At 66.7% G+C, this 21988-nt stretch carries 25 protein-coding genes, 1 tRNA gene and 1 pseudogene; 16 read left to right on the top strand and 11 right to left on the bottom strand.

The genetic code is table 11. The annotated features are described in order from the left end of the window. Nucleotides 1–38 precede the first annotated feature (38 nt). From ACN8HC_RS08885 to ACN8HC_RS08870, 4 genes are read left to right on the top strand one after another with little or no spacing between them, the layout of a single operon-like run. Nucleotides 39–710 (top strand): hypothetical protein, encoded by a 672-nt coding sequence (locus ACN8HC_RS08885; protein WP_490074469.1) that lies wholly within the window; start codon nucleotides 39–41, stop codon nucleotides 708–710. A 41-nt stretch (nucleotides 711–751) separates the two neighbouring features. Then, nucleotides 752–1171 (top strand): phage holin family protein, encoded by a 420-nt coding sequence (locus ACN8HC_RS08880; protein ID WP_490074468.1) that lies wholly within the window; start codon nucleotides 752–754, stop codon nucleotides 1169–1171. Continuing rightward, on the top strand, nucleotides 1168–1755 hold the full coding sequence (locus ACN8HC_RS08875; protein ID WP_490074467.1) for a DUF3618 domain-containing protein: 588 nt from the start codon (nucleotides 1168–1170) through the stop codon (nucleotides 1753–1755). Before ACN8HC_RS08880 ends, ACN8HC_RS08875 begins: the two co-directional genes overlap by 4 nt. A 58-nt stretch (nucleotides 1756–1813) precedes the next feature. Next, the gene (locus ACN8HC_RS08870) at nucleotides 1814–2821 is read left to right on the top strand and encodes a YihY/virulence factor BrkB family protein (RefSeq protein ID WP_490074466.1); all 1008 of its coding nucleotides are present in this window, start codon (nucleotides 1814–1816) and stop codon (nucleotides 2819–2821) included. 12 nt (nucleotides 2822–2833) lie between these two features. On the opposite strand, the gene ACN8HC_RS08865 is transcribed toward ACN8HC_RS08870, so the two are convergent. From ACN8HC_RS08865 to ACN8HC_RS08855, 3 genes are read right to left on the bottom strand one after another with little or no spacing between them, the layout of a single operon-like run. Next, entirely contained in the window at nucleotides 2834–3301 is a 468-nt protein-coding gene (locus tag ACN8HC_RS08865; RefSeq protein WP_490074465.1) for a MarR family winged helix-turn-helix transcriptional regulator, read from the bottom strand. Continuing rightward, nucleotides 3301–3912 carry a UbiX family flavin prenyltransferase gene (locus ACN8HC_RS08860; RefSeq protein WP_490074464.1) on the bottom strand — a complete coding sequence of 204 codons (612 nt, stop codon included), beginning with the start codon at nucleotides 3910–3912 and terminating at the stop codon, nucleotides 3301–3303. The genes ACN8HC_RS08865 and ACN8HC_RS08860 overlap by 1 nt, the downstream gene beginning before the upstream one ends. Before the next feature lie 5 nt (nucleotides 3913–3917). Beyond that, nucleotides 3918–4877 carry an isochorismatase family protein gene (locus tag ACN8HC_RS08855; RefSeq protein ID WP_490074463.1) on the bottom strand — a complete coding sequence of 320 codons (960 nt, stop codon included), beginning with the start codon at nucleotides 4875–4877 and terminating at the stop codon, nucleotides 3918–3920. On the opposite strand from ACN8HC_RS08855, the gene ACN8HC_RS08850 reads away from it, so the two are divergent. From ACN8HC_RS08850 to ACN8HC_RS08800, 11 genes are all read left to right on the top strand, one after another. Next, nucleotides 4876–5706, top strand: coding sequence for an ABC transporter ATP-binding protein (locus tag ACN8HC_RS08850; RefSeq protein WP_490074462.1), 831 nt, complete (start codon nucleotides 4876–4878; stop codon nucleotides 5704–5706). The genes ACN8HC_RS08855 and ACN8HC_RS08850 overlap by 2 nt on opposite strands. Beyond that, nucleotides 5678–6535 carry an ABC transporter permease gene (locus tag ACN8HC_RS08845; RefSeq protein WP_490074461.1) on the top strand — a complete coding sequence of 286 codons (858 nt, stop codon included), beginning with the start codon at nucleotides 5678–5680 and terminating at the stop codon, nucleotides 6533–6535. The genes ACN8HC_RS08850 and ACN8HC_RS08845 overlap by 29 nt, the downstream gene beginning before the upstream one ends. Nucleotides 6536–6564: 29 nt before the next feature. Continuing rightward, nucleotides 6565–7536, top strand: coding sequence for an ABC transporter substrate-binding protein (locus ACN8HC_RS08840; RefSeq protein ID WP_490074460.1), 972 nt, complete (start codon nucleotides 6565–6567; stop codon nucleotides 7534–7536). Between the two features lie 2 nt (nucleotides 7537–7538). After that, nucleotides 7539–9005 carry a UbiD family decarboxylase gene (locus tag ACN8HC_RS08835; RefSeq protein ID WP_490074459.1) on the top strand — a complete coding sequence of 489 codons (1467 nt, stop codon included), beginning with the start codon at nucleotides 7539–7541 and terminating at the stop codon, nucleotides 9003–9005. Next, entirely contained in the window at nucleotides 9002–9823 is an 822-nt protein-coding gene (locus ACN8HC_RS08830) for a GntR family transcriptional regulator (protein WP_490074458.1), read from the top strand. The genes ACN8HC_RS08835 and ACN8HC_RS08830 overlap by 4 nt, the downstream gene beginning before the upstream one ends. Then, the gene (locus tag ACN8HC_RS08825; protein ID WP_490074457.1) at nucleotides 9820–10809 is read left to right on the top strand and encodes an amidohydrolase family protein; all 990 of its coding nucleotides are present in this window, start codon (nucleotides 9820–9822) and stop codon (nucleotides 10807–10809) included. Before ACN8HC_RS08830 ends, ACN8HC_RS08825 begins: the two co-directional genes overlap by 4 nt. Further along, nucleotides 10806–11624 carry an alpha/beta fold hydrolase gene (locus ACN8HC_RS08820; protein WP_490074456.1) on the top strand — a complete coding sequence of 273 codons (819 nt, stop codon included), beginning with the start codon at nucleotides 10806–10808 and terminating at the stop codon, nucleotides 11622–11624. Before ACN8HC_RS08825 ends, ACN8HC_RS08820 begins: the two co-directional genes overlap by 4 nt. Nucleotides 11625–11723: 99 nt before the next feature. Then, nucleotides 11724–12203: a (2Fe-2S)-binding protein gene (locus ACN8HC_RS08815; protein WP_490074455.1), complete on the top strand. Its 480-nt coding sequence runs from the start codon at nucleotides 11724–11726 to the stop codon at nucleotides 12201–12203. Next, nucleotides 12200–14524 (top strand): xanthine dehydrogenase family protein molybdopterin-binding subunit, encoded by a 2325-nt coding sequence (locus ACN8HC_RS08810; protein ID WP_490074454.1) that lies wholly within the window; start codon nucleotides 12200–12202, stop codon nucleotides 14522–14524. The genes ACN8HC_RS08815 and ACN8HC_RS08810 overlap by 4 nt, the downstream gene beginning before the upstream one ends. Beyond that, the gene (locus ACN8HC_RS08805) at nucleotides 14521–15408 is read left to right on the top strand and encodes an FAD binding domain-containing protein (protein WP_490074453.1); all 888 of its coding nucleotides are present in this window, start codon (nucleotides 14521–14523) and stop codon (nucleotides 15406–15408) included. The genes ACN8HC_RS08810 and ACN8HC_RS08805 overlap by 4 nt, the downstream gene beginning before the upstream one ends. Before the next feature lie 17 nt (nucleotides 15409–15425). Then, nucleotides 15426–16145, top strand: a complete 720-nt coding sequence (locus ACN8HC_RS08800) for an SDR family oxidoreductase (protein WP_490074452.1) — start codon at nucleotides 15426–15428, stop codon at nucleotides 16143–16145. A 60-nt stretch (nucleotides 16146–16205) separates the two neighbouring features. Here the strand turns inward: ACN8HC_RS08800 and ACN8HC_RS08795 are convergent, their stop codons facing one another. From ACN8HC_RS08795 to ACN8HC_RS08775, 5 genes and pseudogenes are all read right to left on the bottom strand, one after another. After that, nucleotides 16206–16727 carry a flavin reductase family protein gene (locus ACN8HC_RS08795; RefSeq protein ID WP_490074451.1) on the bottom strand — a complete coding sequence of 174 codons (522 nt, stop codon included), beginning with the start codon at nucleotides 16725–16727 and terminating at the stop codon, nucleotides 16206–16208. Between the two features lie 42 nt (nucleotides 16728–16769). Then, on the bottom strand, nucleotides 16770–17228 hold the full coding sequence (locus ACN8HC_RS08790) for a low affinity iron permease family protein (RefSeq protein ID WP_490074450.1): 459 nt from the start codon (nucleotides 17226–17228) through the stop codon (nucleotides 16770–16772). Between the two features lie 67 nt (nucleotides 17229–17295). Next, a pseudogene (gene dtd / locus ACN8HC_RS08785) lies at nucleotides 17296–17743 on the bottom strand (D-aminoacyl-tRNA deacylase). A 36-nt stretch (nucleotides 17744–17779) separates the two neighbouring features. After that, nucleotides 17780–18775, bottom strand: a complete 996-nt coding sequence (locus ACN8HC_RS08780; protein WP_490074449.1) for an LLM class F420-dependent oxidoreductase — start codon at nucleotides 18773–18775, stop codon at nucleotides 17780–17782. Between the two features lie 76 nt (nucleotides 18776–18851). After that, the gene (locus ACN8HC_RS08775) at nucleotides 18852–19181 is read right to left on the bottom strand and encodes a hypothetical protein (protein ID WP_490074448.1); all 330 of its coding nucleotides are present in this window, start codon (nucleotides 19179–19181) and stop codon (nucleotides 18852–18854) included. A gap of 107 nt (nucleotides 19182–19288) precedes the next feature. Here ACN8HC_RS08775 and ACN8HC_RS08770 point away from each other — a divergent pair, with 107 nt between their 5' ends. Beyond that, a complete protein-coding gene (locus ACN8HC_RS08770; protein ID WP_490074447.1) occupies nucleotides 19289–19810 on the top strand; it encodes a DUF6584 family protein in 522 nt (173 codons plus the stop codon). 103 nt (nucleotides 19811–19913) lie between these two features. On the opposite strand, the gene ACN8HC_RS08765 is transcribed toward ACN8HC_RS08770, so the two are convergent. The 3 genes from ACN8HC_RS08765 to ACN8HC_RS08755 all read right to left on the bottom strand — a co-directional run bounded on the left by ACN8HC_RS08765 (nucleotide 19914) and on the right by ACN8HC_RS08755 (nucleotide 21973). Then, nucleotides 19914–19987: transfer RNA gene (locus ACN8HC_RS08765), tRNA-Pro, on the bottom strand. A gap of 211 nt (nucleotides 19988–20198) precedes the next feature. Continuing rightward, nucleotides 20199–21032, bottom strand: a complete 834-nt coding sequence (locus ACN8HC_RS08760) for a fructosamine kinase family protein (protein ID WP_490074446.1) — start codon at nucleotides 21030–21032, stop codon at nucleotides 20199–20201. After that, on the bottom strand, nucleotides 21032–21973 hold the full coding sequence (locus ACN8HC_RS08755) for a metallophosphoesterase (RefSeq protein ID WP_490074445.1): 942 nt from the start codon (nucleotides 21971–21973) through the stop codon (nucleotides 21032–21034). Before ACN8HC_RS08755 ends, ACN8HC_RS08760 begins: the two co-directional genes overlap by 1 nt. Between the last annotated feature and the right edge of the window lie 15 nt (nucleotides 21974–21988).

The following is a 21988-nucleotide window of genomic DNA, read 5'->3' as shown; positions in this document are numbered from 1 at the left end:
AGAATCCTCTCGGCATACCCGGAAAGGAAGAAGAGATCATGAGCCAAACACCCATATCCGGTGGCGACCAGTCGTCGGGATCCAGCACGGATTCGATGCAGGAGAAGGCGACTCAGGTCGCGCAGACCGCACAGGAGTCCGGCACGCAGACGGCCCGCACGGCCGCCGACGAGGCACAGAACGTTGCCGCGGAGGCGACCGCTCAGGCTCGGGACCTCGGTCAGGAGGCGCTCGGTCAACTGCGTGAGCAAGCGGGCGCGCAACAGGACAAGCTCGTCAGCGGGCTGCGCGATCTCGTCGACGAACTGCGCGCGATGGCCGACCGAGGTGGTCAGTCCGGGCTGGCCACCGAAGCCGCCCGGCAGGGCGCCGACAAGGCGCATCAGGCCGCGGACTGGCTCGCGCAGCGCGAGCCCGGCGATCTACTGGAGGAGCTGCGCAGCCTGGGTCGTCGACGTCCCGGCGCGTTCCTGGCCGGTGCTGCCCTCGCGGGCGTGCTGGCGGGCCGCCTGACCCGTGGCATCGCGTCCGCCGGCCATGAGGACGATCACAGCCGTGCCGTGGTCGAACGCTCGCAGGCGACAGTGGCCGCCCAAGCGCCGTCGCCGCTCGGAGAGCCGGATCCGCTTGCTCCACGAGCCAATCCGACCATCGGTGAGGGCGCGTACCCGCTGCCCGGCACCGTGGACAACCCGGTGGTGGGGCCATGACGCTGTATGGCGAGGATGTGCCGGTGCCTGAGCAGGTTCCCATGGCACAGGCCCCACCCCGACGCGAGAGCAGCTCGGAGGCGTCCGTCGGCGAGCTGATCCAGGAGATCAGTCGCGACCTGTCCACCCTGATGCGGCAGGAGGTGGAGTTGGCCAAGGCGGAGATCAAGGACGAGGCGACCAAGGCCGGCAAGGGAGCGGGCATGCTCGCCGGCGCCGGATTCGCCGGCTACATGGTGCTGTTGTTCGCCTCGATCGCTCTGTGGTGGGCGCTGGCCAACGTCATGGACCAGGGTTGGGCCGCCCTGATCGTGGCAGGCGTCTGGGCCGTCATCGGCGCCATCCTGGCACTGACCGGCCGCAGCAAGCTGCGCACCGTACACCCGAAACCGGAACGCACCATCGACACCATCCAAGAAGTACCCGACGCCCTCAAGGGCCAGGACGGGAGGACCCCATGAGCACCAACGACCCGGAACAGATCCGCCAGGACATCGAACGCACGCGGGCAGAACTCAGCGACGACGTCAACGCGCTGGGCGAAAAGGTCAGCCCCCGGCACATCGCCGGGCGCCAGGCCGGCCGCGCCCGCGACGCAGCGACCAGCCTCAAGGACCGCGTCATGGGCAGCGCGCACGACGACGACTCGATGACCTCGTCGGCAGTCGACACCATGAGCAGCGGCGCAGACGCAGTCCGGTCCGCGCCCAGTACGGTGCGGCGGCAGGCGCGGGGAAACCCGGTGGCTGCAGGGCTGATTGCGTTCGGCGCCGGATGGCTGCTGTCGTCCCTCCTCCCGGCCAGCCAGGCCGAGCAGCAGGCCGCCGGGCAGCTGCGGGAGAAGGCCGGCGAGATGTCACAGCCGGTCATGGACCAGGCCAAGCAGGCCGGCCAGGAGATGGTCGACAACCTGCGCGAGCCGGCCCAGAACGCGGTCGACGAGGTCCGCTCCACCGCCCAGGACGCTGCGGCGCACGTGTCCGGCCAGGCCCAGCAGGCCACCCAGGATGTCAAGCAGACAGCGACGGAGCAGCGGACGCAGTAGGTCGGGACGAGACGGCGCGTGGCCCGAGGGCCACGCGCCCCCGACGGGAGGATCCGAGATGAGTTCGACACCCCAGGACCGCGAGCAGAGTTCGGGCGAGCCCGGCGAACTCAGCGATATCCGGAAGGCCGGCTGGCGGGACATCCTGGTCCGCGCCTTCCGGGAGTTCCGGCACGACAACGTCACCGATCACGCGGCGGCGCTGACCTACTTCGGAATTCTGGCGATCTTCCCGGCGCTGCTCGTGCTGGTCTCGATCATGGGACTGTTCGGGAAGTCGACCACGACGAGGGTCCTCGACAACGTCGACAAGCTGGCTCCCGGCGGTGTCGCGAGCTTCCTGCACATCGTCATCACACAGGTGCAGGGCCGGGCCGGTATGGCGGGCGTCGGCGCCGTCGTCGGTCTGATCATCGCGCTGTGGTCCGCGTCAGGGTATGTCGCGGCGTTCATGCGCGCGGCCAACGCGATCTACGAGATCGGTGAGGGCCGGCCCATCTGGCGGACGATCCCCGTCCGGATCCTCACCACTCTCGCGGTGGTCGTGATGCTGGTCATCTGCGTCGTCATCATCCTGGTGACCGGCCCGATCGCCACCCAGGTCGGCAAGGCCTTCGGCATCGGCAACTCGCTCGTGCTCGTCTGGCAAATCGCGAAGTGGCCGGTGCTGCTGATCGTGGTCAGCCTGCTGTTCGCGGTGCTCTACCGCTTCACCCCCAACGTCAAACAACCAGGGTTGCGGTGGATCACGCCAGGTGGTGTGGTCGCCGTGGTGGTCTGGCTGATCGCCTCCGGCGCGTTCGCGCTCTATGTGTCCTTCTCCAGCTCCTACAACAAGACCTACGGGTCGCTGGCCACCGTGATCATCTTTCTGGTCTGGTTGTGGATCAGTAACATCGCGGTCCTGCTCGGGCTGGAGTTCGACGCGGAAACCCAGCACCAGCGGGCGATTCACGCCGGCCTCCCGCCCGACGTGGAGCCCTTCGCCGAGCCGCGGGACACCCGCAAGATGGACGACGAGCAGAAGGAGCGCGTGGAGGCGGCCCAGCGCGAACGGGACACATGACGCGATCGGCTTTCAATGAGCCGGCGCTTGGGTCGTCAGGTGCTGATTCAGTTGGTCAAACAGGCCGAGCAAAGCGATTAATTGGTCCGGTGGCATCGCGGTGAGTCGCTCCGGAGGATCGTTGAGGATCTGGTCTGCGATTGCCGCAGTTCGGATGCCGGAGGAGGTGAGTTCAACCAGCTTGCAACGGTTGTCGTCCGGATGTGGGCGACGGGCGACAAGCCCCAGACGTTGGAGGGTGGTCGCGGCTTTTGTGGCCGCCGGAGCATCGATGTGGCTTACCTCGGCGAGTTCGCGGAGGGTCATGGGCCGCTCTGCGAGACCGATCAACACGCGTGCTTTTGTCACACCGAACCCCAGCCGAGCACGCAGTTCGGGGCGTGGGTCCGTGCTCGCCACAAACAGTTGAATCTGCACCCACGCGTGCATGGCGGCCTCAGCCGCGTCCGCACAACAGCCAATGTCGCGTCGAGACAGCATCAGAACACCGTGCCGCCGTCGGGAGTGGCAGCCAGCCGATCGTGCTGTGCATGTGAGTGCAAGGCTGTGGCGATCCCCGGCCATTCGGCACCGCGACCGGTCTCGATACCCACGCGCTGCAGAGCACGCACGACCGTGTGATCGACGATCTCCGCCACGGACGATGGCCGGTTGTACATCGCCGGTGCCGGAGGCATGATCACTGCGCCGATCTCGGACGCTGCCAACGCTGCACGGAGATGCCCGGTGTGCAGCGGTGTCTCCCGAAGGAGCAGTAGCAAGGGGCGCCCTTCCTTCAACTGGACGTCGGCGGAACGCGAGATCAAATCGTCCGTGTGCGAGTACGCGATTGAGGACAGCGTTTTGATCGAGCACGGCATGACCATCATGGCGTCGACTCGGAACGACCCGGACGCGATGCTGGCGCCGATTTCGCCGGGTCGATGGACCACCTCGGCGAGCGGGTTCAGATCGCGCACCGACATCCCGCACTCCTCCTTGAGAGTGAGCTTCGCGGCGGAGGACACCACGAGGTGGGTCTCGACGGCCGGCATGCTTCGGAGCAGCTCGAGCGTGCGGATGCCGTACACCGCCCCGCTCGCGCCCGTCATGGCCACTATGACACGCATGTGCGGCTCCCGAAGTAGTCGGTGGCTTCAGCCGCGTCGATGACGTCGGCATACTTCTGATCGAGGTCGAACAGCGACTGGAGGTGGCTGGATTCGAAGCGGTCGAAGGTGGCGTCTTCCACCACGGCGATCGCGAAACCTTCGCATCGCCCGTCCACGACACTGGCACGAATGCATCCGCTGGTCGCTTCACCGACCACCACCACGGTGTCGCAACCCGTGCTGCGCAGGATGCTTCCGAGGGGCGTGGTGGTGAAAGCGCTCGGCGTGCCCTTCCGCAGGACGACCTCGTCGTCTGCGGGAGTGCACTCCGCAACAAAATCCCATGCACCGTCGGGCTGGCCCGCGCGCGGTGTGCTGCCGGGTCTCTTCTTCGGATTCCACGGGCTGTACCCACCGTCCAGCCCGGTGGCGTGCAGGACCGGAATTTGCCATGCCCGTGCCGTGGCGAGGAGCTCGGCGATGACCGCCACCGCCCGCCATGCGGCGGGCCCGGCGGCGGAGGGGTGCGTGCGGACTGCATCCAGGAGTGAGACGTCACGCGGGCCGACAGCGGCTTCATACATGTCGACCACGAGCAGAGCAGGCCGCCCACCGAGTCCGAACCAGTCCTGTTTGGCCCACGGCGTCGAGGCGAGCAGCGCCCGATCCTGCTCGGTCAGCTGGGAAGCCCACGGGTTGTCCGCCATCGGGTAGAGCCGCTCAGGCCGCCAAAGTGTCGACAGACACAGGTCTGTCGTGGCGGGATTCCCGGCGATGTTGTCCTTGCTTTGGAATGCGACGCGCCGATGAACAGCGTCGAAAATGCTTGTATGAGTAGTGATGTAGCGCGAACCGTGCATCGGGAAGGCTTCCTTTCGGGGAAAGTTCGTCCAACTCCTTGACGCTCCATTATGAACCATGTCACAGTGAAGTGTCGACACTTTGCCACTCACAAGGACGACCATGACAGTAGAAACCAAACTCGCCGTCGAAGACCTCGCACTCGGTCATACCTCGGGTCGGCACTCGACCTTCGCGCTGGCGGTCGACGGACTGAGCTTCCAGGTCGCGGCCGGCGAATTCATCGCCATCGTCGGGCCCAGCGGCTGCGGCAAGACAACCTTTTTGAGTGCTGTCGCCGGTCTCGTGCCGGTGCACAGTGGCACTCTCGCGCTTGACGGCCAGCAGCTCACCGGCCCGGGCACCGACCGATCGCTGGTCTTTCAGCACGCGTCGCTCTTTCCTTGGCGCAACGTTCAACGCAACGTCGAGTTCGGGCTCGAGGCTCAGGGCAAGCTGGACGCAGCCGGAAAGGCCAAATGTGTGGAGCTGGTCAATCTCGTCGGGCTCGAAGGCCGGGGGAAGAAGTATCCCCGCGAGCTCTCCGGCGGTATGAAGCAACGCGTCAATCTGGCGCGCGCACTCGCCACCGATCCGGAACTGATCCTGTTGGACGAACCCTTCGCGGCGCTCGACGCGCAGACCCGTGAAGTGATGCAGGAAGAGCTGACTCGAGTCTGGCAGTCCAGTGAGGTGTCCAGCGGCAAGACAGCGATGTTCATCACGCACGACGTCGATGAAGCGGTCTTCCTTGCGGATCGCGTGCTGGTCCTCTCAGCGGGACCGGCGCACCTCGTCGCCGATGTCCCGATCGACCTCGAGCGCCCCCGGACGCGCGGGGTCAAGCGCACCCCGCGCTTTCTCAGATTGTGCGAGCAGATCACCGAGCTGGTCGTCCAACAGGCACACCCGAAGGAGGCCCGAAATGAAGAGCGCAACAGTCGTCAGGGCTGAGCAGTCGATGGCGACACGTACGTCCCGGCGCCGCGCGCCTGCAGAGCAGGTGTACGCAACCACGCGAAGCCGTTTCACAGTCGGCACCACCTGGCTCGGCATCATCGGCCTGGTCACCGTGCTCGCGTTGTGGCAGGTCGGCACCTGGATCGGACTGGTGAACCCGAGCTTCACCAGCAGCCCCATCGGTGCGGTCACCGCGCTGATCGACATGATCCGAGACGGCTCGATGCTCGGACCCACGATGCAGACCCTGGAGACGGTTTTCCTCGGTATGGCGATCACCGTCGTGGTCGGGATACCGATGGGCCTGATCATCGGCCGGAGCCGGGTGCTGGACGGCCTCAGCGAACTGATCGTCAGCATCATGTACTCAGTGCCGTTCGTCGTCTTCCTGCCAATCATCATCTCCTGGTTCGGGATTGGCGGCAGTGCTCGCCTTGTAATCGTGGTCTGGAGCGCGATCTTCCCGCTGATGATCAACGTCATCACGGGCTCGAGGAACGTCGACGTGGACTACCTCAATGTCGCCCGGGTCTTCTGCGCTTCGCGCACCCGCACACTGGCTGCGGTCGCGCTGCCGGCCACGATGCCGTACATCCTCGCCGGCGTCCGTCAAGCCGTCGGCCGCGCGCTGGTGGGTGCGATCGTCGCCGAACTGTTCATGGGCAGCTCCGGTCTGGGCTATGTCGTCCAGCTGCAAACCTCCAACTTCCAGCTCGACAAGGCGATGGCAGCCATCGTCGTGATCGCTGTCATCGCTGTTGTGCTCACCCGGACGGTGGCCGTCGTCGAACGCCGGTTCACCTTCTGGTCCGCATCCGTCTGAACCACTCACCCGTGCAGGAGTAGCAAGTCATGAGATATCGCAACGTCGTCGCCGTCGCGGCCACGGCAGGATTGCTGGCCGGTTGCAGCACCTCTGGAGGCAGTGGGTCAGCCGGGAGCGATCCCAAGGTCACCATCGGCTATACCGCGGTGGGTGCGGCATACACCGATCTGTATGTGTGCAACGACCAAGGCATCTTCAAGAAGCACGGCCTCGACGCGAAGATCGAGTTGCTCAACAGCAGTTCCCAGCTCTTCTCCGCGCTGGCTAGCGGCAGCGTTCAGATCGGAGCGGGCGTCGCGTCGTCCAGCGCCGCCGGAGCGCTCGGCGCCGGCACCAACGTCAAGTACATCTCGCTGCCGATCGACAGCTACTACATGGAGATGTGGGGCAAGAAGAACATCACCGCGCCCGACCAGATCAAAGGTAAGCGGATCGGGCTCTCGTCGCCCGGCTCGCTGGGCGACGCCGCTGTGGACGCGTTCCTGAAGGACAAGGGTTGGAGCGAGTCGGACGTCAAGAAGGTCTATCTCAAGAGCAGCCCCGCCGAAGTCACTGCGCTCGACCATGGCTCCGTCGACGCCATCGTGACTCAGCCGCCGAACGGCACCAAGGCCAGGACCAAGGGCTTCATCAAGGTGATGGACTTCACGAAGTATAAGGCTGCCGCGAACGCCTACACGGCGATGGGTTCGTATGTCGCAAAGAACAAGTCCACGGTGGCGAAGTTCGTTGCGGCCGACACCGAGTGCCTGAAGCTGATCAAGGCCAACAAGAAGGTCGCGCTGAAGAGCATCCGGAAGTGGAGCGGTACCGACGACGAATCGCTCAACGAATACGCGTACAACTTCTTCCGGCCGCTGTGGCGCTCGAAGCCGACGGTGGATCCGGCATTGATCTCGGACGCACTCAGGACCGGAGCCAAGAAGGCGGGAAAGTCCGCCCCTAGCAATCCGGACGCATTCGTCGACAACTCGTTCATCCCCAGCGCGAAGGGCTGATCGTGGGGGCAGTTGAGGAGCTGTTCACCGACCGGCTCGATGACCTCAGGGCATGGCTCGCCGCCGCGGAGGAACTCGGTGAGGTTCGTTGCTTGACGGACGCGCACTGGGATCTCGAGATCGGGGCGGCATGCGAGGTGAACTATCGCAGGGCCGATCCGAAAGCCCTTCTGTTCGACGACATCGTCGGCTACCGACATGGTCAGCGTGTGCTCGCCGGATCGATGTCCAACGCGCGCCGGCTCGGCCTCACACTCCGCCTAGGCTGCGACCTTGATGACGCGCGGCTCGTCGACGCGCTGAGATCCCGACCTGCCGGCTGGATAGAGGACGCACCGCACTTCGCCGCAGCCGAAGTGAGCGAAGGTCCGGTCGTGACGAATGTCGTCACGGGTGAAGACGTGGACCTCAACGCATTTCCCGTGCCGCGATGGCACGAGCACGACGGCGGCCGGTTCATCGGCACCGGTTGCGCGGTCTTCACCACCGATCCGGCAACCGGCGTGCCGAACGCCGGCGCCTATCGGATGCAGATCCAGGCCGACGGCCGGGAAGCAACGGTGAACATCGAGCACGGTAAGCACGGCGCCGCGCACTTGCGTGAATGGTTCGCGCGGGAGGGCCGAGCTCCGATCACCGCTAGCCTCGGCCAGGATCCACTGTTGCTGATGGTTGCTGGCACCGAGATTCCCCGGGACATCAGCGAATTGGACTACGCCGGGGCGATCCTCGGCAGGCCCGTCGAGTTCATCCGAGGCGAGTCGACCGGACTTCCGATACCAGCGAACGCGGAGATCGCGGTGGAGGGCTGGCTTTATCCCGAGCACAAGCTGCCCGAGGGGCCATTCGGTGAGTGGACCGGCTACTACAGCGGTGGCACCGACCCGGTGCTGTCGCTCAAGATCGACACTCTCTACCACCGGGACGACCCGATCATGCTCGGCGCGCCACCCGGCAAACCGCCGCACGACTACTCGTACATGCGCAGTGTCATGAAGTCGGCGATGATCCAGGACAGCTTGCACGCAACCGGCCTGCCAGGGGTGCGCAGCGTGTGGTCCCACGAGGTCGGCGGCGGCCGGCAGTTCGTCGTGGTCGCGGTCGAGCAGGGCTACCCCGGACACGCGCGGCAGGCAGGACTCCTCGCATCGCAGCTGCCGACATCGGCATACATGAACAAGTTCGTGGTGGTCGTGGACGCAGATGTCGACGCTCGCAGCCTGACCGAGGTCATGTGGGCGATGTGTACACGCACCGAACCGGGTGAGGACATCGAGATTCTGCGCAAGACGTGGGGGAGCCGGGTGGACCCGTTGCGCGCGCCAGGTGCGCCGGTCTACAACACACGGGCGGTGATCGACGCAACCCGACCGTTCGAGCGCATCACCGATTTTCCGCGGGTCGCGGAGTCGAGCCGGGAGTTGATCGAATCGGTGGCCACAAAGTGGCGTGAGGAGCTGAGCGTATGACCGATCAGGGGAACCAGGAAGCCGCCACGAGCGGTGACGGAGGCGCCGCGCCCGCCGGCTCGGTGTTGAAAGTGCCGGACATCGCCCGCAGCGAAATCCTGCGAGTGCTGAATCACGGTGGCGCCAAAGGCGACAGCGGGAGCATCGCGGAAGAGGTGGTTGTCAGTCTGGGCGTCGACATCATCGAGGGTCGCCTCCTTCCGGGGGCCGACCTCAACACGGTAGAGCTGGCTCGTGCCTTCGGGACGAGTCGGACACCGATCCGTGAAGCACTGCTGACGCTCGAGCGCGAAGGCTTCGTCGAGACCATCGCGCACAAGCGCCCGCGGGTCGCGATGCTGGACATCGACGAGGTCCGCGAGCTGTATTACGTGCGAGCGAACCTCTATGCAATGGTTTCGCGCTGTGTCGTGGACCAGGCGAGCGACGCCGACCTGGACCGGCTCCAGATCCTGCAGGACCAGCTCGCCGACGCCGCGCGGACCGACGATCACGAGGGCTATTTCTGGACGAACGTCAGGTTCCGCCAGCTCGAGGCCGAGATCGGGCGCAACCGCACCCTTGCCAGGGTCGTCGATTCGCTCAGCTTGCGGATGCTGCAATTTCGGCACCTGAGCCTGTCGATGCCGGGCAGGCGTGAGCAGTCGGTGACCGACCACGCACGACTGGTGCTGGCCTACCGTGAACGCAACGCCGATCTGGCCGCGGCGCTCACGTCATCGTTGGTGCTGGGCGGCCTCGCCGCCATCGAGCGGGATGGCTGGAAGAAAGTCGCGTCCTCGCTGGACGACAACACTGGCGGTGAGGTCGCCGGATGAGTGTCGTCGACTGCCACGCTCACGCGGTGCCGCCGCGGATCGTCGACCGCCTCAAGGACGGCTCACACGGCTTCCGGGCCGAGCCGGTGACCGGTGACTCCGGCTGGTGGGTGACAACGCCGTCCGGGATGCGTCGACGACTTCTGCCGGCGATGGTCGATCCGGATGCACGGCGGGCGAAAATGGGCCGTCAGGGGATCGATCACCAAGTGCTCAGTCCGTGGTTGGAGTTGCTGCCACCAGCCGATCTTCCGGCTGCAGAAGCCGCCGAGTGGGTCGGGCTCGTCAATCACGAGTTGCGTGCCTTCGCAGAGAGCTTCGATGCAGCCGCGCCCGGCGTGATCGCTGCCCTGGCGACCCATGACCCGAAGCGTGCAGCTGCTGACCTGATCGAGCTGTCCAGCGCCGACGACGTCTTCGGCGTTCTGCTGCCGAGCAGCCCTGTCGGAGCGGACGATCTGGCCGACCCACGGCTGGAGGTGCTGTGGGAAGCTGCATCGTCCTCGGGGATGCCGATCATGATTCACCCGCCGACCGACGGTCCTTCCACCGCGATCCCCGACAGCGCCGAATACGGCAACACATGGTGCCGGCTGGTGGACACCACCTTCGCGATCAGCCGGCTACTACTCGCCGGAGTCGTCGACCGTCACCCGGAGTTGCGGTTGATCGTCGTCCATGGTGGTGGATTCCTGCCCTATCAGGCCCGACGGCTGGACGGCGGCCACCGGGCGGACGGCCTCAAGGCCCATGTCATCGAACGTCCACCCTCCGCGTACTTGTCGGCGCTCTACTACGACACCGTGGCGATGTCGGAGGATGCGGTCCGCTACCTCGCCCAGGTCGCTGGCGTGGACCGGGTGCTGTTGGGGACCGACTATCCGTTCCTGCTGGGTGACCCGGACCCGGTCGGCACGATTTGCCGATCCGCCGTCGGCTCAGCGGTTTTGGGCGACAACCTCGCCGCACTGAGGAGAGCGGTATGACGCGTGAGAGCGACTTCCGGACACTTCGGACCCTGCACGCAGCCGGCGGCGTGATCGCGTACCGCCGTGCGGGCACAGGCCCGGTTCTCGTCCTGCTCCACCCGCTCGCCTTGAGCAGCGCCGTATGGGAGCCGGTCATAGACCGTCTGACCGATTCGTTCGACGTCATCGCGCCCGATGCGCGCGGCCACGGCGGCACCTCCTGGAACGGCGCCCCCTTCACGATGGAGGATCTCGCCCGGGACGTCATCACGCTGGTGGACAACGTCACGACGGGACCGATCTCACTGGGTGGCGCTTCGATGGGCGGCAGCACCGCGATGGTTGCAGCGCCGCAGTTGGGCGAGCGATTGTCGGCCCTGGTGCTGCTGGACACCACGGCGTGGTACGGGCCGGACGCTGAGGAAGCGTGGGCGGACCGAGCGGCGAAGGCTGCGTCGGTGCCCCGCACGGAGCAACTCCCGTTCCAGCTGGAGCGGTGGTTCACACCGCACGCCGCGCAGAACCTGCCCGAGATCGTCACGCCGGTCGTGCAGGCATTCCTCGCCACCGATTCCAGCGCACACGCCGCCGCCTCCATTGCCATGGGAGCGCTCGACGCGCGTGCCGGGCTCCGTCGGATCCTTGCGCCGACATTGGTCATGACCGGCGCGGATGACTATGCCACGCCGCCCGCGATGGGCCGCCTGATCGCGGAGACCGTGAAGCGTGGGGAGTTCCGTGAGCTCACCGGATTGCGGCACCTGGGTGTGCTGGAACATCCGCCTGTCGCCGATGAGATCGGCACGTTCGCAGAGCATTGCGTCCGACAGTGACGCATCCATGACACGCCCGACCGGGCACTTTCGGCACGTAGCGATCACCCGGAGTGGTGATCGTCGACGGACACACACAGTGAATGGAGGACGAACGTGGTGTCGTTTGTTTTGAACGGGGATCCGGTGGAGATCCCGGGAGACGCAACCCGGACCCTCTTGGAGGCACTCCGGTATGAGGTGGACCTGCGGGGAACCAAGTCCGGGTGCGAGATCGGCTACTGCGGAGCCTGCACGGTGATGGTGAACGGCCGAGCCGTCCCCTCCTGTCTGCAGATGGTCGGCCTCGTCGAGGGCGCCGAGGTGACAACGATCGAGGGCATCGGCTCCAGCAGCGAGCTGGACCCGGTGCAGAAGGCGTTCGTCGAGTGCGCGGGCCTGCAATGCGGTTTCTGCACGCCCGGGCACGTCATGGCAGTGAAGGCGCTGCTGGAGGACAACCCGGATCCGTCGGATGAGGAGATCGTGTCGACGGTCGACGGCAACTTCTGTCGCTGCACGGGTTACGTGAAAATCGTCGACGCTGCGAAGCAAGCCGCCAGATGGTCTCGGGACAACCTGGAGGGGGCTGTCAAATGAGCATCGAGCACGATCTCGCCCGGATCTCGCGACCCGTCGAGTTCCCACCGCTCATTGGAACCTCGGTAGACCGCATCGACGGCTTCGAGAAAGTGAGCGGACGCACCGACTATTCCGGCGACATCCGGCTGCCCCGGATGCTGCAGGCTGCGGTGCTGCGCTCGCCATACCCGAGGGCACGGGTGCTTTCGGTCGACACCTCGGCGGCGGAACGGCTGCCCGGGGTCTACGCCGTGATCACCGCCGATGACACCCCGAAGATCAAGTGGGGTGCCTTCCGACCCGATCTCTATCCCCTTGCGGTCAGCGAGGTGAGGTATGTCGGCGACGAGGTTGCTGCCGTTGCGGCCGTTGATCGCGACACAGCCCGGCTGGCCGTCGAGCTGATCCGCGTGGAGTACGAGCAGTTGCCGGCGGTGCTCTCCATGGACGAGGCGCTCGCCGACGGCGCGCCGCTCGTGCACGCGGACGCTGCCGGAAACCTGGCGCACGAGGTGAAATTCGAGCGCGGCGACGTCGACGACTGGTTTGCCAAGAGCGACATCGTGATTGAGGGCTCGTGGCAGACGCAGCGACAGTGGCACTCCGCCATCGAGACGATCGGCTGCACCGCGGACTGGACGGGCGAACGCGTCACGCTGTGGGTCAACACGCAGACGCCGTTCCTGGCGCGGCAACGTTACGCCGGTGCGTTGGGCATGCACTTGCGGAACGTACGCATCGTGCAGACGGAGGTCGGCGGTGGTTTCGGGGGCAAGTCCGGTGACGACAACACGTCCGTGATCTGCGCGCTCCTCGCGAAGAAGTCCGGTCGCCCGGTCCAGCTGCTCAACACCAGGGAGGAGGAGTTCCTGGCTACGCACCCGCGGCCGGGTATGCGCTTCGACGTCCAGATCGGTTTCACCGGGGAAGGAATCGTCACCGCCAAGGACATCCGGGTGCTGGCGGACAACGGCGCGTACACCGGCAAGACCGTGGCGGTGATGGCTGCCGCCTCCGTGCGACACGACGCTGTGTTCAAGTACCGCGCCGTGCGTGCGCATTCCCGGCTGATCTACACCAATCTGGTACCCACCGGAGCCTTTCGTGGCTTCGGCAACCCCGCCGCGGACTGGGCCGTGGGCCAGGCCTGGGACCTGGCGGCAGATCGCTTGGGGATGGAGGTTCCGGATCTGATGCTGCTCAATGCCGTCGAAGCCGGAGCCGTCTCTCCGCACAACCACCGAATCGGCAGCTGCGAACTCAAACAATGCATCACCAAGGTCCGCGAACTGTTCGACTGGGACGCCAAACGCTCGGCCCGGAAACCGAATCGTGGCATCGCGATGGGCTGCAGCGTGCACGTCTCGGGTCGCAGAAGTTTCGGCGACTATGACGGCAGTTCGGCGATGGTGCGCCTTTCCGACGACGGTCGGGCGACCGTCATCACGGGGGAAGCCGAGATCGGAACCGGCGCGCGGACGGTCCTGGCCCAAATTGCCGCGGCTGAGCTGGGATTGCCGATCTCGGACGTGACGGTCACTCGGCCCGACACCGATGTCGGCCTGGACGTGCTCGGTTCGTACGGCAGCCGCACGACGTACGTCGCCGGCAACGCTGTGAAGCGTGCAGCCCAGGATGCATGCGAGCAGCTGCTCACGTCGGCCGCTCGGCAGCTGGAGATTCCGGCCGAGCAGTTGTGGATCGACCACGGGATCATCTACGGAAGCGACGAACGGAGCGACGCCGGGCTGAGGAAGCTTCCCGTTGCCGACGCGGTGCACGCGGAGTTGTATCGCCACGACGGACAGCCCATCGTCGGTGTCGGAGCATGGGACAACCCCTCGGAGTTTCCCGATCACTCGCTCTTCGGCAACGAATCGGGTTCGTACAACTTCGTGGCGGAAGCAGCCGAGGTCGAGGTCGATCCCGAAACGGGGGCGGTCACGGTTCTCGAGTTGGCGGCGGTCGCGGACTGCGGCACGGTCCTCATCCCGAAGCTGGCGGAGGGACAGGTCGAAGGTGCCTTGGCGCAGGGGCTCGGATTCGCACTCACCGAGCGCTTCGACTGGGACAACGGCGCGCCCACGGAACCGAACTTCAAGGACTACAAGCTCCCGACCGCAGGAATGATGCCGGTGATCAAGGTCGGGTTCGCCGACTCCTACGAGCCGACCGGACCGTTCGGTGCGAAGGGCATCGGCGAGATCGCCCTGGATCCGGTTCCCGCACTGATCTCCAGTGCAGTGGCAGACGCGACAGGTCATCGCACCTTCGAGATGCCGATCACGGCGGAAAAGATCTACTGGAGCATGCACGAGAAAGACGAGGTGCAGGAATGACGCAGACCTTGCCGGAACGGGGAACAGAAACGCCGACGCGGATCCATCGGCCCCGGGAATTGGCGGAAGCGCTCGCTCTTGTCGCGGATGGCACACGGATGGTGATCGGCGGCGGTGTCCGCTATCTGCTCGAGCGACGGGACGGCGGACACCGTGCAAGTGCCGAGTTGGTCTCGGTGCAGAGCATCGCGGGTCTCAAGGACGTCGTTGAGACTGCTGACTGCTTGACGATCGGTGGCGCGCTGTCCTTGGAGGACGTCGCGGCCGATCCGGCCGTCGCGCGAGATCACCAGGCAGTGTGCGAGGCGGTGGGCCTGGTCGCGACATCGCGGATCCGGCGCCTGGTGACGCTTGGCGGGAACATCGCCGCGCGAGACTGGAGCCACGACCCGCCGGTCGCCCTTGCCGCGGTGGGCGCACATGCGATGGTGACCGACAGTCGTGGGAGCCGCCTCGTGCCGCTGGACGCCTTCGGCGAAATTGCCCCGAACGAGATCCTCACCTCCGTCTCGCTCGCCACACCACCGCGGCACTCCGGCTCGGCGTTCGAGAAGTACCTCGTGCGCGGTGTGTGGGAATACGCCTGCGTCAACGCGGCCGCCCAGGTCGAGTTGCACGAGGATGCCTCCCTCTCCGTCGTCCGCGTCGGCGTGGGAACAGGAGAAGGGCCGATCGCGCATGCTTTCGACCGGTTGGCGGGAGCATCGACGGAGGAGGTGTGCGCGAATGCTGCGACCTGGGTGCGGGATGTCGCGCAGATGCGTGGCGACGTTCGCGGCTCAGCCGCTTACAAGCAGCGGATGGCAGCCGTCTACGTGCAGCGTGCCATCCGCAGAGCCTTCAGCAGAGCCGCGGACCGCGTGCGCGCTGACACCACGGCATGACCGTTTCCGGTCGACGCGTGGCACTGGTCACCGGAGGATCGGGTGGCATCGGCGGCGCCGTCGTACGACGACTGGTCAATGACGGCTACGCGATCGGCGTGCATTACGCAGGACGTCAGGCCAAGGCCGAACAACTCGTCGGTGAGATCGTCGGGGCCGGAGGCAGGGCGATCGCGGTCCGAGCGGACGTTGCGGAAGAGAGCGCCGTTGCCCGCGCCTTCGATGCTGTCGAGGATGCATTCGGCGGTATCGACGCCGTCGTCCACACCGCCGCCATCAAGCGCCTCGGCATGATCCGCGAGCTGGACCTGTCCGACCTCGACCAGGTGTACCGCACGAACATCCGCGGTACGTTCGTCGTGGACCAGCAGGCGGCACGACGCCTGCGCGCCGGCGGGGCCGTCGTCAACTTCTCCACGTCGGTCGTTGGCCTGCAATTCCCTTCTTATGGCGCATACGTCGCCAGCAAGGGAGCTGCTGAAGCGATCACGATGATCCTCGCTCGGGAGCTGCGCGGCCGGGACATCACCGTCAACTGCGTGGCCCCAGGGCCGACGGAGACGCCGCTCTTCAGGAGCGGAAAGGACGAGGAGACCGTCGCCCGTCTGGCCAAGCAGCCCCCACTCGAGCGCTTGGGACAGCCGGAGGACATCGCTGAACTGGTGGCCTTCCTCGCGGGGCCGGCAGGTCATTGGGTGAACGGGCAGAACATCCGGGTCAACGGCGGAATGGTCTGAGACACGCTGATCCAGTGAGCCGCAACGGCAGGAACCTGCCCATAGCCGTTCGGAGGTGCATCAGCGGGCGCGTTCGGTGGGCGGCAGCGGGCGTTCCTCGTTGCCGTGGCCCGGCTCCAGGTCGCGCGCCCGCGACAGCCGCAGCGGCCGAAACGAGCCGGCGGACCAGGAGTCGATCACTTCGCCGGTGATGCAGAGGTGGTCCCCGCCGTCGTCGAGCAGCGTGTGCTTGCGCAGCACGAACCCGGCCGGGCAGGCCGCCAGGAGGGGCACGCCGTCCGGTCCCTCCCGGATGTCCAGGCCCGCGAACTTGTCGGTGTCGTCGCCGGTCAGCGTGCCGAAGCGCTCCGCCAACGCAAAGGCGTCCTGCGGCACCGGATGGACGCAGAGGTAGTCCGCGCGCTGGGCGACCCGGGCAGTGTGGTTGGCCTTGGACAGCCAGACACAGTAGCGCTCGGGTTCCATGCTCGACTGCCCGTGGAAACCCACCACGCACCCGGCGCGTTCGCCGTCGATTGCCGTGGTGACGATGATGAGCGCGGGGTCGAGCGCTGCGGCGATGTCGCCGAAATCATCTGGCATTGCGTGGTTCTCGCTGCTCGGTCGGTTGCCGGCGTCGCATCGTCACGACGACGACTCCTTGTCCTCAAGGCCGACCGCCTGGCGCAACTCGCTCACGGACTGCTGATCCACGTCGTTCTGGGTCATCAGTTCTGCGAGCGCGGCCGAGATGGCGTTCAGCTTGTCCTGCAACGCATCGTCCGCGCGGGTCTGACTGTTCTGCAACAGTGCCACCATGAGGAACGTCACGATCGTCGTGACGGTGTTGATGATGAGCTGCCAGGTGTCGATGTTGCCGAGCACGAAGTATGACGGCGCCCAGAGCAGCACCAGCAGGACGCAAAAGGCGAAGAACCACGCGTTGGAGAAGAACCTCGACGCATGCGTCGCGAACGTGTCGAAGATGCCGATGCTGTCGCTGACGTCCGACGGCATGTGCGCCGTCGTGCCGGTCTCCCGGTCCGGCCCGTCCTCGGGCGAGCACGACGAGCTGTCATGGGTCGACGGTGATGTCTGGGTCATCGGCTCAAGTCCTTCCCGCAGTAGGGCGTTCGTTCGTTTTTCTCGCTCTACCCGGGCATTGGTCAGGTCAATCGACCTCGATCGGCTCCGGCGTCTCCAGCCACACCGTGAACGGCCCGTCGTTCACGGAGGAGACGAGCATCTGGGCTCCGAAGACGCCGCGCTCCACGGACGCGCCGAGTGCCTGGAGGGCGAGACACACACCGTCGTATGCCGGCTCGGCAACCGGCCGCGGAGCGGCGGCGGTCCAGCTCGGACGGGCGCCCCTTGCGGACATCGCCATACAGGGTGAACTGGGAGACGAGCAGGATCGGGGCGCCGAGATCGGCGGCGGACCGTTCCTCGGGGAGGATTCGTAGGCCCCAGATCTTGCGCGCCATCCAGTCGATCTGGGCGGGGCCGTCGTCGTGCGTCATGCCGAGATAGACGAGCAGTCCCGGGCCGTCGATCGCACCGACCACCTCGCCGTCGACCTCGACCGCCGCCTCACCGACCCGCTGCACCACCGCTCGCACAGGTCCAGCGTCGCAGACGTCCGATGAGCTGCGACCTCAGTGGTCTGCGTCGGCTGCGTCGCGGAGTCGGCGCAGTAACGGCGTCGCGATCTCGTCCAGGAAGGGGCGGGTGGACTCGTCGCCGACCTGAACCAGCGCGATGTCGGTGAAGCCCGCCTGCCAGAACGGTCGGACGGCCTCGACGATCCGGTCGAGGTCCGGGCCGCAGGGGATGGTGGCTGCGACGTCCTCTGGCCGCACGAACTGACTCGCCCCGGCGAAGCCCGCCGTCGTCGGGAGGTCGGCGTTGACCGACCAGCCACCCGCGAACCAGCGGAACTGCTCGTGCGCCCGACGCTGCGCGGCCTGCGCATCAGGGTCCCAGCACACCGGGAGCTGGCCGATGGCGCGGGCTCCGGCTCCGATCTCAGGGCGGTCCGGGAGTGAGTTCCAGGCGGCGACGATGGCGCTGTCCGGAGCGGTGGCGATGAGGTGGTCGGCGAGGGAGCCGAACGTCTCGACCGCACGGGGTCCGCCGGCGGCCACCGCGATGGGAACGCCGCCGTCGGGCAGGTCCCAGATCCGCGCGGAATCCACCTCGAAGAACTCACCGCGGTGGTCGACCAGTGCGCCGCTGTGCAGTTCGCGGATCAGTTGGATCGCTTCGGCAAGCATCAGCTGCCGGTCATGTACCGTCGGCCAGCCGCCGCCGACGACGTGCTCGTTGAGGTTCTCGCCGCTGCCGAGGCCGAGCGTGAAACGGCCCTCGGCGAGCAGCTGCAACGTCGCCGCCTTCTGCGCGATCACCGCCGGGTGGTAGCGCATGGTCGGGCACGTCACATAGGTCATCAGGCCGATGCGTTCGGTCGCCTGGGCGACCGCGCCGAGCACTGCCCAGGCGTATGGCGCGTGGCCCTGCGCGCTCAGCCATGGTGAGTAGTGGTCGCTCGAGACGAGGAAGTCGAAACCGGCAGCCTCCGCCCGTGCGGCCTGGTCGACCAGCGAGCGCGGCCCGGATTGTTCCGTCATCAGGGTGTAGCCGAAGTTCGTCATACCCCCGCGCTACCCGGCCCGACTCCCGCTAACCGCCCCGGCTCCATCTCCATGGGCGTCCAGCGAGCGTTCGGGTTCAGCCGGCCGACCGTTCGTCCGCTGGATCGAGCGACGCAGCCGCGCCGAAGAGGCTGGCCGCCTCAGCCGCGCGGTTTCCGGCCGTCAAACCGTGCGCGTCGGGCGTGAATCGGCCGGCGACGCGCTGATCGACATACCGCAGATGGTCCGCCCGATCGTGACCGGACGCCATGGTGACCTCACGGCACGCGACGCCGTGCGCGGCGTAGAGGTTGAGCGCCTTCTTGTCCTGCGCCACCCAGCCGGCCTCGGTCAGCTGGCGGTCGATCAGCACACGCGCCCGCGCCTCGGCAGCAAGCCGAGCCTCGTCCCCTGGCGGTGCATTCATGAGTTCGCAGGTTATCGCTCGCGTGCTCGCAGGTCCGCCGGATCCGGGCCTTCGCTTGGTTCTCGCTGGCCCCCTCACTGTCTCGCGACTCCACGACAAAGCGGTCGATGAATCACCGCGCGGGTGGCACTATCTCCGGGATGAGTGACGGATTGGCGCGCGCAAGCGCCGACCTGGCCGCCGGTCGCCCCGGGAGTGCGCGCAATCGGCTCAATGGTGTGCTCGCGCATCGGCAGGACAGGGAGGTACTCGACCTTCTGGCGACCGTTCACTACGAGATGCACGATCTGCCCGCCGCAGGCGCTCTCTGGTACGTCCTCGGTCGTGACGATGATGCAGCGCAACGCTCGATCGAGGCCTGGACACTGCAGTACGGGAACGAGATCGCTCGCTGGCGCAGCATCCCTGCGCCGGTGCGGCGCGCTGTTGGCACCGAGCAACTGGAGGGCTTGAGGCGCGCGGCCGGGCAGGCAGGTAAGGGCGGAACCCGCGACCTGGTTCCGGCTGGCCAATCTGAAGCGTGGTGGGAGCCGATCGTGTTCGGCGGGTGCGCCATCGTCGGTGTTGCCTGGCTCGTCGCGATGGTGGTCATCGGGATGTGGACCGTCTTCTGGTGGATCTGGCGGTGACAGGAGCCGCGTATGACGCTCCTCCTTCGTGGGACCGCGCACGCACTCCCAGCATCGCGTCACCGCGACAAAAAAACCGCGAGCAAGCTCGCGGTTCCATTTGTCGGGGTGACAGGATTTGAACCTGCGACCTCTTCGTCCCGAACGAAGCGCGCTACCAAGCTGCGCCACACCCCGTGGCATGCCGCGAACACCCGATGGATACGCGCGGCGAGAAGCAACGATACAAGCAGTGTCGGTGATTCGCCCAATCGGGTCAGGACGGGCACGAGGGGTGCGTGAAGTGACCGGGATGGGCCCCATGTCTGACGGTCCGATTGACGGGTGACGGTCCAATTCGAGCGTCAACGGTCAAGCCGGCCGTCAGACATGCCAGTGCCCGCCGCGGTCAGCGGTAGCGCTGCAGGATCCGGCGGGCTTGCTCGACATACCCGCCGCCGAAGAGGACGGCGTGCAGCAGCACGAGGTGGAGTTGCATGAGCGGCACCCGGTCCGGCCAGCCGTCGACCAAACCGGCTACTTCGTCGTATGCAGCCAGGATTCGCTCGAGATGGGGCGCGCCGAAGAGCGCCAGCGCCGCCAGGTCCGACTCCGGATGGCCGGCGTGCGCGGCGGGGTCGATCAGCACGCCACCGGACGCCGTCCACACGACGTTGCCCGACCACAGATCACCGTGGAGGCGGGCCGGCGTGGCACACGACTCGTCGAACTCGCCGTCGCGCAGGCGTCGCAACAGCGGCTCCGCGGGTCTCGATACACCTCCCCCGCTGCGCTCCTCCGGCACTCGACCAGCGCGGGGTGGGTTCACGGGTTTGGATACACCTCCTCCGCTACGCTCCTCCGGCACTCGACCGGGGGAGAGGCGGTCGAGCAGCGGTGCGATGCGTAGGTCGGCATACATGGCACCCCATGTCGCGTAGGGCCGCAGCGGCAACGCGAGCAGGTCGTCCGCCGGCCCCTGGTAGCCGTCACCGTCCCAGTCGTCGGGTCCCACGCCGTAAGCCGATGCGCCGGACGCATGCGTCGCCGCCAGCGCGCGGGCGAACGCCTCTGCAGCTGCGGCCGACGGCGCCGTGGGCGAAAGCCGTTCCAGCTCCAGGGAACCCGCGTCGACGGAGAGCAGGTCGACGACCGATGCACCACCGTCCACCCGGAGCCAGTCGAGCCCCGCCGCCTCCCAGGCGGCCGCACGTGCCGAGGCGGCGTGCTTGACGAAACTCATCAGGCGCCAGGTACGAGCGTCAGCAGCGTCGCCTCGGGCCGGCACGCGAGCCGCACCGGGTTGTACTTGTTGTGGCCCAGCCCCGCGGACACCTCGAGCCACGCCGCGTCGGCCGGTGCGTCCGCGTCGGAATGGCCCAAGGCACCCGGCCACCACCGCGAAACGCCTTTGGCGCGAGCGTTGTCCAGGTCGCAGTTGGTCGTGAGTGCGCCATACAGCGGCACGCAGACCTGGCCGCCGTGCGTGTGGCCGGCGACGATCAGTCCGGCGCCGTCGGCAGTCATCGCGTCGAGCACCCGAACGTATGGCGCATGCACCACTCCGACCGTTGCAGCGACGTCGGAGGCGGCGTGACCGGCGACCGACCGGTAGTCGTCCAGTTCGATGTGCGGATCATCGACGCCGACGAACTCGACTGGAACGCCGCTGACCTCGAGCTTCGTGCGCACGTTGTTCAGGTCGACCCAACCTCCGCCGGTGAAGCCATCGACGAGCTCGTGCACCGGCAGCGTCGGTGTCTGGAGGTCTGCGGCGCGCTTGTGCGGCGCGCCGAGGCCGACATACCCCAGCGGGCTCTTCGGAGCCGGTGCGTAGTAGTCGTTCGAACCCAGCACGAACGCGCCGGGAAACTCCAGCAGCGGCTCCATTGCACGCAGCACCGACGGGACAGCCTCCAGGTCGGAGCAGTTGTCGCCGGTGTTGATCACGAAATCCGGCTCCAGCGCTGCGAGTCCGCGCACCCAATCGATGCGGCGCGCCTGCCGGGGAACCAGATGCAGGTCGCTGAGGTGCAGCACCCGCAGTGGCCGCGACCCGCGCGCCAGCACGGGCAGCTCGAAGCGGCGCAAGGTGTAGAGGTGCCGCTCGACGAGGGACGCCCACGCCAACGTCCCGAGGCCCGCGCCCGCGACGGCGGCTGAAGTCTTGGTGAGTACACGCATGAGGCTGTCAATTAT

Source organism: Flexivirga sp. YIM B11880 (assembly GCF_058148645.1).
Note: the sequence above shows the minus strand (reverse complement) of the source record. Positions and strands in the feature narration are given on the sequence as shown.

What these genes read in the sequence shown, in the direction of transcription:
- ACN8HC_RS08760 (WP_490074446.1), bottom strand. Translation starts at nt 21,032, where the DNA reads ATGAGTTTCGTCAAGCACGCCGCCTCGGCACGTGCGGCCGCCTGGGAG.
- ACN8HC_RS08880 (WP_490074468.1), top strand. Translation starts at nt 752, where the DNA reads ATGGCACAGGCCCCACCCCGACGCGAGAGCAGCTCGGAGGCGTCCGTC.
- ACN8HC_RS08790 (WP_490074450.1), bottom strand. Translation starts at nt 17,228, where the DNA reads ATGACCCAGACATCACCGTCGACCCATGACAGCTCGTCGTGCTCGCCC.
- ACN8HC_RS08860 (WP_490074464.1), bottom strand. Translation starts at nt 3,912, where the DNA reads ATGACGGGCGCGAGCGGGGCGGTGTACGGCATCCGCACGCTCGAGCTG.
- ACN8HC_RS08850 (WP_490074462.1), top strand. Translation starts at nt 4,876, where the DNA reads ATGACAGTAGAAACCAAACTCGCCGTCGAAGACCTCGCACTCGGTCAT.
- ACN8HC_RS08870 (WP_490074466.1), top strand. Translation starts at nt 1,814, where the DNA reads ATGAGTTCGACACCCCAGGACCGCGAGCAGAGTTCGGGCGAGCCCGGC.
- ACN8HC_RS08845 (WP_490074461.1), top strand. Translation starts at nt 5,678, where the DNA reads ATGAAGAGCGCAACAGTCGTCAGGGCTGAGCAGTCGATGGCGACACGT.
- ACN8HC_RS08830 (WP_490074458.1), top strand. Translation starts at nt 9,002, where the DNA reads ATGACCGATCAGGGGAACCAGGAAGCCGCCACGAGCGGTGACGGAGGC.
- ACN8HC_RS08825 (WP_490074457.1), top strand. Translation starts at nt 9,820, where the DNA reads ATGAGTGTCGTCGACTGCCACGCTCACGCGGTGCCGCCGCGGATCGTC.
- ACN8HC_RS08775 (WP_490074448.1), bottom strand. Translation starts at nt 19,181, where the DNA reads ATGAATGCACCGCCAGGGGACGAGGCTCGGCTTGCTGCCGAGGCGCGG.
- ACN8HC_RS08795 (WP_490074451.1), bottom strand. Translation starts at nt 16,727, where the DNA reads ATGCCAGATGATTTCGGCGACATCGCCGCAGCGCTCGACCCCGCGCTC.
- ACN8HC_RS08820 (WP_490074456.1), top strand. Translation starts at nt 10,806, where the DNA reads ATGACGCGTGAGAGCGACTTCCGGACACTTCGGACCCTGCACGCAGCC.
- ACN8HC_RS08805 (WP_490074453.1), top strand. Translation starts at nt 14,521, where the DNA reads ATGACGCAGACCTTGCCGGAACGGGGAACAGAAACGCCGACGCGGATC.
- ACN8HC_RS08810 (WP_490074454.1), top strand. Translation starts at nt 12,200, where the DNA reads ATGAGCATCGAGCACGATCTCGCCCGGATCTCGCGACCCGTCGAGTTC.
- ACN8HC_RS08855 (WP_490074463.1), bottom strand. Translation starts at nt 4,877, where the DNA reads ATGGTCGTCCTTGTGAGTGGCAAAGTGTCGACACTTCACTGTGACATG.
- ACN8HC_RS08755 (WP_490074445.1), bottom strand. Translation starts at nt 21,973, where the DNA reads ATGCGTGTACTCACCAAGACTTCAGCCGCCGTCGCGGGCGCGGGCCTC.
- ACN8HC_RS08865 (WP_490074465.1), bottom strand. Translation starts at nt 3,301, where the DNA reads ATGCTGTCTCGACGCGACATTGGCTGTTGTGCGGACGCGGCTGAGGCC.
- ACN8HC_RS08770 (WP_490074447.1), top strand. Translation starts at nt 19,289, where the DNA reads ATGAATCACCGCGCGGGTGGCACTATCTCCGGGATGAGTGACGGATTG.
- ACN8HC_RS08885 (WP_490074469.1), top strand. Translation starts at nt 39, where the DNA reads ATGAGCCAAACACCCATATCCGGTGGCGACCAGTCGTCGGGATCCAGC.
- ACN8HC_RS08840 (WP_490074460.1), top strand. Translation starts at nt 6,565, where the DNA reads ATGAGATATCGCAACGTCGTCGCCGTCGCGGCCACGGCAGGATTGCTG.
- ACN8HC_RS08780 (WP_490074449.1), bottom strand. Translation starts at nt 18,775, where the DNA reads ATGACGAACTTCGGCTACACCCTGATGACGGAACAATCCGGGCCGCGC.
- ACN8HC_RS08875 (WP_490074467.1), top strand. Translation starts at nt 1,168, where the DNA reads ATGAGCACCAACGACCCGGAACAGATCCGCCAGGACATCGAACGCACG.